The organism is uncultured Campylobacter sp. (assembly GCF_938030685.1).
In the GTDB taxonomy this organism is placed as follows: domain Bacteria; phylum Campylobacterota; class Campylobacteria; order Campylobacterales; family Campylobacteraceae; genus Campylobacter_B.
The window spans coordinates 1-11,258 of sequence record NZ_CALHHX010000048.1; the positions used below are offsets into that span (position 1 = coordinate 1).

Genomic DNA, 11,258 nt, shown 5'->3' on the forward strand with positions numbered 1-11,258 from the left:
ACGAGGCCGTAAATATGGGCTGGAAATACGAGTCGCTGTGGGCGCTGATGTGGGCGATGGGGCTCGTGGAGGAGCTTAGCTTTCCGAGCGAGATCTGCGACTGCGCCTTTGTGATGGACACCTTTAGCGGCGGCGATTTTTCGGCGCGCGTAAAGCTGCGGGGCACGGATGAAATTTTGCAGGCGCTCGATCTCATCTACCGCTACCACTGGGCGTGCGTCAATGCTCGCGTGCATGGCTCAGACTGCGCAGGGCTTGATGAAGAGGTCGTGATGGAGAGGCACGGCGGGCTGGAGTGGCTGTGCTGCAAGGGGGAAGAGAATGATAATCTGACGGATGAATATAATGCGTGGGATTATCCGGACTTGAATACTTAGCGGCGTGTCTTTTTCTACTTATACTTCGTTGAAATTTGATTTTCAAGCTCGGCAGGCTATCTTGCCTAGCCTACACTTAAAAATCAAATTTCGCCTCGTTTAAGCGAAAAAATACTGCGCCTTATCTTTGTTGTGCGTTATCCCATTTTACTATACGTCGTTGCGTCTAAAAATTTGCTCGGTCACGTATTGTAATAATACGCTCCCATTCGAATTTCATCCGCGCCTCGTCTAGCTTCGCGATACTGCCGCCTGTATTTTTGCGCTCAAATTTAACCCCGTTCGCGCGCTGCTTTTCTAAATTCAAAATATGTGCCGACGGATCGAAAAGCATACCGAATGTGAAAATTTATGAATTGATTGGGGATAGAATTTTAAAATTCTGTTGCAAACTACACAAAGCGGATCACGGTCGCAGATCCGCTGAAATTTCAGACGCGACCTGCTAAATTTCAGGGCGCAGTGGAATTTTAGAATTTAAAGTTGCGGGCGAGCAAGGCGCCCGTCCGCGTATTTTAAGCCCGCTAAATTTAAGCGGGTAACGTCTGCACCGCAGACCTAGAAATTGCATCAGCCCTGCGTCGCAGCGCTTCCGCTCGCAAACGCCGCCGCATTGAGCGCCGCGTCGTAATCTGGCTCATCTACGATGTCGTCCGTGATCTGCTTGTAGGCGATCTTGCCTGCGGTGTCCACGACGAAAACCGCGCGACACGTTAGCCCCGCAAGCGCACCGTCCGCGATCAGCACGCCGTATGCGCGCGCAAACTCCTTATCGCGAAAATCGCTTAGAGCGCGTAAATTTTTGATCCCCTCGGTCGAACAAAATCTGCCCGCGGCAAACGGCAGGTCCATCGAGACCACGAAAACCTCGGTATTTTTTATACTCGCGGCGCGCTCGTTAAATTTGCGCGTCTCGGTCGCGCACACACCCGTATCCAGAGACGGCACGGCGATGATGACCTGCGCCTTGCCCGTGCCGCCGCCGACTTTGACCTCGCTAAGATCGGCCGCGACCAGACTAACCTCTGGCGCCTTATCTCCAAGCTTAAGCTCGCCGCCCGAAAGGCCGACGCTTACGCCTTGCAATTTGGTTCGTTGCATGATTTTCCTTTGTTTTAAAATATCTGAAATGGGCGCGTTATAGCCCGCGAAAGCAAACGCCTGCTAAATCCGAAAACAGGCAAGCTCGGGCATTGGCTCGGCCGATATGAGTGGCGCGTAGATTGTAGATTGCTGCGCTAAGATGAAATTTTACGGCGCGAAGCAGCACAATTAAAGCCCCCGAGAATACCGCTACTCGCATAAAGCACTGATGGTCGCGATCTGATATAAGTCTATGATAGTTGCGCTCCGCCTTAAGGCTGTGCCGAAGGTAAAATTTAGCCCCGTTTGCGACGATTTTATCCGTGAATAAAAATCAAAGCGATAGCGCTGTATGTGCACTTTACCTGCGAAAGAAAGAAATCACTAGTAAAACGACAGGTGCGGCATCATGAGCGCGTTTTAAGTTATGTTTTAAATTTTTAAATTTAATTGAAATTTTTTGATCTAAATTTATGATCGGCGGAAGTTAAAATTTATGAATTGAAATTTTATTCGGAGTCGGAGTATGAATTTAAATTTACGCTAGTAAAACGGGTTAAATTTGAAGGGCTATTTTAAAATTTCAAGAAGTGCCGGGGGTTGGCGATAAAGCTATCGCCACACCCTAGCGCTCTTTAAGCTTAGCCGTTGCGCTTTTTGATGATCTCTTCGCCGACGTTCTTAGGAACCTCGTCGTAGTGATCAAATTCCATCGAATAGGTCGCGCGACCCTGCGTCTGAGAGCGCAGATCGGTCGAGTAACCGAACATCTCCGAAAGCGGGCAAAACGCGTCGATGATCTTATTTCCTCCGCGCTCGCTCATGTTATTGACCTGTCCGCGGCGCTTGTTTAGATCGCCGATGACGTCGCCCATATACTCCTCAGGGGTTTCTACCTCGACCTTCATCATAGGCTCCAAGATCACGGCGCCCGCTTTTCTAGCGCCCTCTTTGAAGCCCATAGAAGCGGCGAGTTTGAATGCCATTTCGGAGCTATCGACTTCGTGGTAGCTTCCGTCATAGACAGTTACGCGCACGTCCTCGACCGGATAGCCCGCCAAAACGCCGTTTTGCATCGCCTCTTGGCAGCCCTTATCGACTGCAGGGATGTATTCTTTCGGAATCGCGCCGCCTTTAATATCGTTTACGAACTCATATCCGGCGCCAGGCTCCAAAGGCTCTAGGCGCAAAAATACGTGACCGTATTGACCGCGACCGCCCGATTGTTTGGCGTATTTGTACTCTTGCTCGACTTTTTTGCGGATAGTCTCGCGATATGCGACCTGCGGCTGTCCGACCTCGGCCTCAACCTTAAATTCTCTAAGCATTCTATCTACAATAATCTCAAGGTGTAGCTCGCCCATTCCCGAAATGATAGTTTGTCCGCTCTCTTCGTCGGTCGTAACCCTAAAGCTCGGATCTTCTTGCGCCAATTTTTGAAGCGCGATACCCATTTTTTCTTGATCGGCTTTGGTTTTAGGCTCTACCGCTACGCTAATAACCGGATCAGGAAATTCCATACGCTCTAAAATTACTTTATCTTTTTCGCTAGCTAACGTATCGCCGGTAAGAGTGTCTTTAAGACCCACGACAGCACCGATCTCGCCCGCATAAAGCTCCTTGATCTCTTCGCGTTTATTTGAGTGCATCCTTAGCAAGCGTCCGATGCGCTCTTTTTTGCCTTTGCCAGTATTTACGACGTAGCTGCCACTTTCCAAAACACCGCGATAAACGCGTACAAAGGTAAGCTGACCTACAAAAGGATCGGTCATAATCTTAAATCCAAGGCCCGCGAACTCGCCCTCGTCGGTAGAGCTTACGTGGACCTCGCTGCCATCCTCATACTGACCCTTAATCGCAGGCACTTCATCAGGCGCAGGTAGATAATCTACGACCGCATCTAGCAAAGGCTGCACGCCCTTGTTTTTAAATGCGGTGCCGCATAGCATAGGAAAAAAACTTAGGCTTAAGCAGCCTTTCTTGATGCCCTTTTTAATCTCTTCTACGCTTAGCTCTTCGCCGTTAAAATACTTCTCCATCAAAGCTTCATCAGTCTCTGCTACCGCCTCAATCATCTTGTCGCGATACTCTTGCGCTTTTTCTCGTAATTCAGCAGGAATTTCAACGATCTCGGGAGCAGAAGGACCCTTGCTATCATCCCAAACGAGCGCTTTCATAGTGACTAAATCGATAACGCCTTTAAAATCGTCCTCAGCGCCAATCGGAATTTGAATCGGAACTGGATGAGCCTTGAGCCTATCTTTTACCTGCTGTTCGACATTATAGAAATTTGCGCCTACGCGGTCCATCTTATTTACGAAAATGATGCGCGGAACGTGATATTTATTCGCTTGACGCCAAACGGTCTCGCTTTGAGGTTGAACGCCGCCTACAGAGCAAAATACTGCTACTGCGCCATCTAAAACGCGCATCGAGCGCTCCACTTCGATAGTAAAGTCAACGTGACCCGGGGTGTCGATCAAATTTATCTGATGATTATTCCAAAAGCAGGTAGTTGCCGCAGACGTGATCGTGATGCCGCGCTCGCGCTCCTGCTCCATCCAGTCCATAGTAGCGGCGCCCTCGTGAACCTCACCAATCTTATGGCTCATACCGGTAAAAAATAGAATTCTTTCGCTCGTAGTCGTCTTTCCGGCGTCGATGTGAGCGGCAATTCCAATATTTCTAACCATATGTAAAGGGGTCTTTCTTGCCATGACGCCCTCCTACCAACGATAATGCGCGAAAGCTTTGTTGGCTTCCGCCATCTTGTAGGTGTCTTCTTTCTTTTTAAATGAAGAGCCTTTAGAATTTGCGGCGTCCATAAGCTCGTAAGCCAGGCGCTCTATCATTGTGCGCTCGCTTCTTTTTCTCGCAAAAGAGATGATCCAGCGGATAGCCAAAGCCTGCTGGCGAGCCGGCCTGACCTCTATCGGAACCTGGTACGTAGCGCCGCCTACTCGACGAGACTTAACTTCCATCAAAGGCTTAACGTTATCGATGGCGTCGTTGAAAATTTCGATACCTTTCTTCTCGCCGTCTTTATTGTTGATGAAATTTAAGGCGCCGTACATGATCTCGGTAGCGACGCTCTTTTTGCCGTCGAACATAAGCGAATTAATAAATTTTGTGATTACTTTGCTGTCATAAATCGGATCGGGCATAACTTCCCTAACGGGAGCTTTTCTTCTTCTCATTTTATTCCTTCAAATTTTAAAATTTTACTCAAACTCGGCAAAATCTAGTGCCGGTCTGTTTAGGCCAAACTATTTTTTAGGTCGTTTAGCACCGTATTTTGATCTTGCAACGGTTCGTTTTGCAACGCCTGCAGTATCGAGCGCACCGCGGACGATGTGGTATTTAACGCCCGGTAGGTCCTTTACGCGACCGCCGCGAACTAGCACGATAGAGTGCTCTTGTAGATTGTGACCTTCACCGCCGATATAGCTGATGACTTCAAATCCGCTAGTAAGCCTTACTTTGGCAACTTTACGAAGCGCTGAGTTTGGCTTTTTAGGGGTCGTAGTATAGACCTTAGTACAAACTCCTCTTCGTTGAGGGCAATTCTTTAGCGCCGGAGACTTCGATTTCTCGGTAATCTTCTTGCGCTCTTTTCTGACCAATTGATTTATGGTTGGCACATCTTTCCTTTCACAAAAATTTATTCAAAAAGATTTGGATTATACTTTGTTTAAACTTACAGAAACGTAAATTTAACTAAATTTTAATCTCTAATCAGTACAAATTCTCCGCCGCCGCAGATCACTAAGCAGATCGCAGCGGAAAGATACAGATATACGATTTCCAGCTCAAATCCGCCTACGCCGGTAAGCGCACCCAACGGAGTGTGCAGTACATAAATTATCATGAGCACGTTTGCGATCACAAGCAGAGCGCCTATGCGACAAAATACGCCTATGATTATCATCGCTGGCGCCAGCACCTCGCCTACGTATGCGCCGTAAGCCACCAGATCCGGAATTCCTCTGGCTACCAACATCGATTTTACGCCATCTATGCCGTGAGTGAGCTTAAAAATTCCATGCATTAAAAGACAAACTCCAAGCCCCAACCTGATAAACAACAGACCGAAATTTATGTTGATCATATTCATGTTTCATCCTTTAAATTTAGGTAAATTTAGGGCTTTTTACCCTAAATTATTTTTTAAGTTTAACTTCCTTGTCTTTATACAGACCGGTTCCGACCGGAATTATGCGACCTAAAATTACGTTTTCTTTTAAGTCCTCTAATCGGTCAAATTTACCCGCGATACTAGCCTCGGTTAGAACCTTCGTAGTCTCTTGGAAGGACGCTGCCGAAATGACGCTATCACTTCCAACAGCCGCGCGAGTTACGCCCAGTAGCACAGACTCAGCAATCGCAGGCTCGCCACCAATTTTTATAATACGCTCGTTTTCTTCTCTAAATCTACGACGGCTAATCAGATCACCGACGATTAGCTGAGTATCGCCACTATCGACGATTCGGACCTGGCGGAGCATCTGTGATACGATGATCTCGATATGCTTATCGCTGATGACGACACCTTGAGAGCGGTAAACCTGTTGAATTTCGCTTATCAGATAGTAATGCAGCGCCTTTTCGCCTAAAATTCTAAGCACATCGTGCGAGCTGATAACTCCGTCGGTAAGCTTCTCGCCTGCGTGGACGAACTCGCCGTTTCGCACTTGGATCTGGCGGCTCTTATCGATTAGATACTCTGCGCTCGTTCCGTCCTCTCCCTCGATTATAATGCGCTCTTTTGCACGCAACGCCTTATCGAAGCGGACGGTTCCGTCGATGTCCGCGATGATCGCGGTATTTTTAGGACGGCGCGCCTCAAATAGCTCCGATACGCGCGGCAAACCGCCGGTGATGTCTTTCGACTTCGCAGCCGCTTTCGGCGTTCTAGCCAAAATATCCGCAATCGCTACTTGATCGCCCTTATTCGTAAAAATCGCAGTCTTCGGTCCTAGGTTGTATTTGATAGGCTCGCCCTTGCTAGGAGTTACGATGATAGCCGGTTTGACGCCCTGCGGTAGGTATTCGTTGATAACCAAACGGCTTTGGCCGGTCGTCTCGTCATATTGCTCCGTAGCGGTGTATCCCGGCTCGATATCCTCAAAGCTGATCTTACCCTCGCACTCTGCAGCCACAGGGATAGAATACGGATCCCACTCGGCGATGATCAAGCGATCGTCTTTCTTAGGCTTGGCGATAAGATCTTCGCTTTTTACGACGCTATTATCATCATAGGTAATGACAGATTCGCGTGGTATATAGTGACGGATCGCCTCTCTGCCGTTTTCATCGGAGATGACTACGTACATACCCTTCTCACTTACGACATGACCTTTTTTGATATCTCTTAACCTCTCTAAATAATCGCCCTTTAGGATGAAATACTTAAGCGTACCATTTGCTCCCGCTTTGATCTTTTGAGTTACCGGCTCGCCGTCTTTGACGCGAAGTTCGCTTGCAAACGGAATTCGAGTAGGGATATTCCAGTCTTCTTTTATAACCTCTACTAAACTATCATTTTCTCCAACGGTTTCGCCGTCTTTGAAAACGATGTAGAATTTTCCCTCAACTTTACCGCTTACGCCAGCAAGCTCAGTAGGCTTAGCTAGATCATGACGTCGGATAGTATATTTAAATTCTTCTTTCTTACCTTTTAGCGTAATATTCACATCATCGTGAGTTATATCGATGCTTACCTTGCCGGTAATTGGGGCTTTGATCTTTGGCTCGACCAAAAGCACCGCGGCGTTTCTGCGGTTCATCACGATATTTTTGCCGCCGTTTTCATAGGTCTTTACGTTGTAATATCTGATAAAGCCTTCCTTATCGGCGATTACTTGGCGATCTTGCTGCTCGGTAGATGCGGTACCGCCGGCGTGGAAGGTTCGTAGCGTAAGCTGCGTACCCGGCTCTCCGATTGATTGCGCCGATATGATACCGACCGCTTCGCCCGGTTTTACCAGCTTGCCCTCGCCTAAATTTACGCCATAGCACTTCGCGCAGACGCCTTTTGCGGCCTTGCACGTAATAGGCGTGCGGATACTTACGGATTTAATACCCGAATCCACGATGGTTTTTACTTCGCCAACGCCCAAAAGCGTGCCCTCGGTAAATAAAATTTCATTCGACACCGGATCAATCACATCCGAGCTTAGCACCCTACCCATAATCCTATCGGCTAAGCTTTCTATTTGCGTTCCGTTTTCTACGATCTCAGTAACCTCGATACCCTCGTGCGTACCGCAATCGTGCATCGTAACTCTGACATTTTGCGCGACATCGATCAGCTTTCGCGTTAGATAGCCCGCGTTTGCGGTTTTAAGCGCAGTATCGGCAAGACCTTTACGCGCGCCGTGAGTCGAGATGAAGTACTCGTTTACGTTCAGACCCTCTCTAAAATTTGAAGTAATCGGCGTCTCGATGATCGAGCCGTCGGGCTTACTCATCAGACCTCTCATGCCCGCTAGCTGCTTGATCTGCTCTGCGCTACCTCGCGCGCCGCTATCGGCCATCATATAAATAGAATTAAAGCCGTCCTTATCCTTCTCCATCATCTTCATCATCTCATCGGCTAGCTTTTTGCTGGTGCTGGTCCAGATGTCGATCGTTTTGTTATAGCGCTCGCCGTCGGTTAGCAAGCCCGCGCCGTATTGGTTCTGAACTTCTCTGACCTGCTTTTTAGCTTCTTCTACAAGACCCGCCTTAGACTTCGGCACGATGATATCCGAAACGGAAATCGAAACGCCCGCTTTAGTCGCGGATTCAAAGCCTAAGTTCTTAAGATTATCCAAAAATTCCGCGCTTATCTCAAGGCCGCCGTTTTTATAGACGTAATCGACAAGCTCGGCGATATCCTTTTTCTTCATAATCTTATTCCAAAGATGATCCGGAATAAAGCTAGGCAGGATCGATTTGATAATCAAGCGGCCCGCGGTCGTAAAGATAATGCGGCGATCGATCATCGTTTTGATTTTAGCGTGGATGTCTAGGGCATTTGCCTCCACGGCGAGCATTACTTCATCGACGTTTGCAAAAATTTTATTTGTTCCTTTTGCACCCGGCTTTTCGAGGCTTAGATAATAAATTCCTAAAACCATATCCTGGCTAGGCACTGCGACAGGCTTTCCGCTCGCAGGAAGCAAGATGTTCATCGAGCTAAGCATTAAAATTTTACATTCCGCGATCGCCTCTTGGCTAAGCGGCACGTGCACCGCCATCTGATCGCCGTCGAAGTCCGCGTTGAACGCGGCGCAGACTAGCGGATGCAGCCTGATCGCCTTACCCTCGACGAGCACCGGATGAAACGCCTGAATAGACATCTTATGAAGCGTCGGCGCGCGGTTTAGCATAACCGGGTGATCTTTAACGACCTCCTCCAAGCACTCCCAAACTTCATTGATCCTATTTTCGATCATCTTTTTGGCCTGCTTGACGGTCGTAGCATAGCCCTTCTCTTGAAGGCGAGCGATTAGATGCGGCTTGAATAACTCAAGCGCCATCGTCTTAGGCAGACCGCACTGATCCATGCGTAAATTTGGACCTACGACGATGACGGAGCGACCCGAAAAATCTACGCGCTTTCCGAGTAAATTTTGGCGGAAGCGACCTTGTTTGCCCTTAATGATCTCGCTTAGAGATTTAAGCGGTCGCTTGTTGGCGCCTTTCACGGCATTAGCGCGACGTCCGTTGTCAAAAAGCGCATCCACCGCCTCTTGAAGCATTCGTTTTTCATTGCGAATGATGATCTCGGGTGCATCGAGCTCCATCAGCCTTTTGAGCCTAGAATTTCGATTTATGACGCGGCGATACAGATCGTTTACGTCCGAAACCGCAAATTTACCGCCCTCAAGACTTACAAGCGGGCGTAGATCGGCAGGCAGTACGGGCAGATTTGTAATCATCATCCACTCGGGCTTATTGCCGGAATTTAAAAAGCTCTCTACGACCTTTAGACGCTTGACGATGGTTTTTTTCTTCGCTTCGGAGTTCGTATTTTCCATCTCCTGCTTAAGGGTGGATAAAATTTCGACCAAATCAAGCTCGGCTAGCATATCACGGATCACCTGACCGCCCATTTTGGCGACGAAGCCCGTCTGCGAAAAGCGCTCTTTTAAGCTCTGATACTGCTCTTCGTTTAAAACGTCGTATTTCTCGACCTTTTTGGAATTTTCGTTGTCGTAAAATGCCTCGCCTGCACTTTCTACGATGTAAGCCTCATAATAAAGCACGCGCTCAAGATCTTTCATCTTGATATTTAGAAGCGTACCGATGCGGCTAGGCAAGGAATTTACGTACCAAATATGCGCCACCGGCGTTACCAGCTCGATATGCCCCATTCTAGTGCGACGAACCTTCGAGCTCGTGATTTCGACACCGCATTTTTCGCACTTCCAGCCCTTATATCGCATCTTTTTATATTTGCCGCAGATGCACTCATAATCTCTTACGGGACCGAAAATTTTAGCGCAAAAAAGTCCGTCGCGCTCCGGCTTGAGCGTGCGGTAGTTGATAGTCTCCGGCTTTTTTACCTCGCCGTGGCTCCAGGCTTTGATCTGCTCGGGACTAGCAAGCCTGATTGCAAACGCATCGAAATCGTGGACTCTGGCGTCCTCTTTTATTTCTATTCTTTCTAAATTTGAATTATCGCTCATTTATTCTCTCCATTCTCGTAAATTTCAACGTCTAGAGCAAGCGATTTAAGCTCGTTTGTTAAAACAAAAAATGTCTCAGGAATTCCGGTAGACGGAACGTTTTCGCCTTTTGTCAGCGCCTTATACGCAGCCAAGCGTCCGTCGACGTCGTCGGATTTTATCGTTAGCATCTCGCGAAGCGTATATGCCGCGCCGTATGCCTCCAGAGCCCAAACTTCCATCTCGCCGAATCTTTGACCACCGAATAGCGCCTTACCGCCGACCGGCTGCTGCGTGACTAGGCTGTAAGGACCGGTGCTTCTTGCGTGAACCTTCTCATCGACTAGGTGATGCAGCTTGAGATAATACATGCAGCCCACGTTTACGCGCTCTTTGATCTTTTCGCCGGTACGGCCGTCGTAAAGCTCGGTCTTGCCGTCCTGATCGATGCCCGCCATTTCAAATAGCTTTTTGAAATCCTCCGGCACAATGCCTTCGAATATCGGAGCGGAAAATCTAACGCCCTTAGCCCAGTCTCTAGCGTATTTCAAAAGATCTTCGTCGCTGATCTTCTCAAGCGTTTTTTTAGCCTGCATTAATTTGGAAACGCCCGCAATCTCAATCATTTTGGCGCGAAGGGTTTTTATCCACTCGCCCGTTTTCTCCTCTAAAATTTGAGCGATCTGCTCGCCTAAGCGCCAACCCACAAGACCTAGGTGGCTCTCCATTATCTGGCCGATATTCATACGGCTTGGAACGCCGAGAGGATTTAGCACGATATCCACGCGCTGTCCGCTAGGCAGATACGGCATATCGACCTCAGGGACGATATTTGAAACGATACCCTTGTTTCCGTGGCGACCCGCCATCTTATCGCCCACTTTTAGCTTGCGCTTAGTTGCTATATATACCTTTACGAGCTTAACGACGCCGCTTGGCAAGATATCGTCTTTTTCTAAAATTTCGATCTTTTCGTCATGCTCCTCTTTGAGCTTGCGCTTCTCGTTTTGGAAGTGATTTTTTAGCTCCTCGTATTCCTTCTGAACAGCTTTAGAATAGGCTTTGACGAAAGAATTTAACGTAAAGCGATTGGAGCTTTCAAGCTCCTCTTTTTTAACCTTATCGCCCTTTTTATAATCTTTTT

Annotated in this window: 7 protein-coding genes and 1 pseudogene; 1 reads left to right on the forward strand and 7 read right to left on the reverse strand. The window is 48.1% G+C overall.

What is annotated here, in order from left to right:
* Positions 1-377: DUF4272 domain-containing protein (locus Q0369_RS02195; RefSeq protein WP_298095397.1), on the forward strand; the 377-nt coding region annotated here is incomplete at its 5' end.
* 570 nt (positions 378-947) lie between these two features.
* On the opposite strand, the gene tpx is transcribed toward Q0369_RS02195, so the two are convergent.
* From tpx to Q0369_RS02230, 7 genes and pseudogenes are all read right to left on the reverse strand, one after another.
* Positions 948-1,478, reverse strand: a complete 531-nt coding sequence (gene tpx / locus Q0369_RS02200) for a thiol peroxidase (protein ID WP_298095403.1) — start codon at positions 1,476-1,478, stop codon at positions 948-950.
* 623 nt (positions 1,479-2,101) lie between these two features.
* The gene (fusA, locus tag Q0369_RS02205; RefSeq protein WP_297990424.1) at positions 2,102-4,177 is read right to left on the reverse strand and encodes an elongation factor G; all 2,076 of its coding nucleotides are present in this window, start codon (positions 4,175-4,177) and stop codon (positions 2,102-2,104) included.
* A 9-nt stretch (positions 4,178-4,186) separates the two neighbouring features.
* Positions 4,187-4,657, reverse strand: a complete 471-nt coding sequence (gene rpsG / locus Q0369_RS02210) for a 30S ribosomal protein S7 (protein WP_298095407.1) — start codon at positions 4,655-4,657, stop codon at positions 4,187-4,189.
* A gap of 69 nt (positions 4,658-4,726) precedes the next feature.
* The gene (gene rpsL / locus Q0369_RS02215; protein ID WP_005872613.1) at positions 4,727-5,101 is read right to left on the reverse strand and encodes a 30S ribosomal protein S12; all 375 of its coding nucleotides are present in this window, start codon (positions 5,099-5,101) and stop codon (positions 4,727-4,729) included.
* 83 nt (positions 5,102-5,184) lie between these two features.
* On the reverse strand, positions 5,185-5,574 hold the full coding sequence (locus tag Q0369_RS02220) for a DoxX family protein (protein ID WP_297902891.1): 390 nt from the start codon (positions 5,572-5,574) through the stop codon (positions 5,185-5,187).
* A 46-nt stretch (positions 5,575-5,620) separates the two neighbouring features.
* On the reverse strand, positions 5,621-10,135 hold the full coding sequence (gene rpoC, locus Q0369_RS02225; protein ID WP_298095410.1) for a DNA-directed RNA polymerase subunit beta': 4,515 nt from the start codon (positions 10,133-10,135) through the stop codon (positions 5,621-5,623).
* Positions 10,132-11,258 (reverse strand): annotated as a pseudogene (locus tag Q0369_RS02230) (DNA-directed RNA polymerase subunit beta); the annotation flags it as partial. The pseudogene Q0369_RS02230 and the gene rpoC, both read right to left, overlap by 4 nt.

What these genes read in the sequence shown, in the direction of transcription:
- tpx (WP_298095403.1), bottom strand. Translation starts at nt 1,478, where the DNA reads ATGCAACGAACCAAATTGCAAGGCGTAAGCGTCGGCCTTTCGGGCGGC.
- fusA (WP_297990424.1), bottom strand. Translation starts at nt 4,177, where the DNA reads ATGGCAAGAAAGACCCCTTTACATATGGTTAGAAATATTGGAATTGCC.
- rpsG (WP_298095407.1), bottom strand. Translation starts at nt 4,657, where the DNA reads ATGAGAAGAAGAAAAGCTCCCGTTAGGGAAGTTATGCCCGATCCGATT.
- Q0369_RS02220 (WP_297902891.1), bottom strand. Translation starts at nt 5,574, where the DNA reads ATGAATATGATCAACATAAATTTCGGTCTGTTGTTTATCAGGTTGGGG.
- rpoC (WP_298095410.1), bottom strand. Translation starts at nt 10,135, where the DNA reads ATGAGCGATAATTCAAATTTAGAAAGAATAGAAATAAAAGAGGACGCC.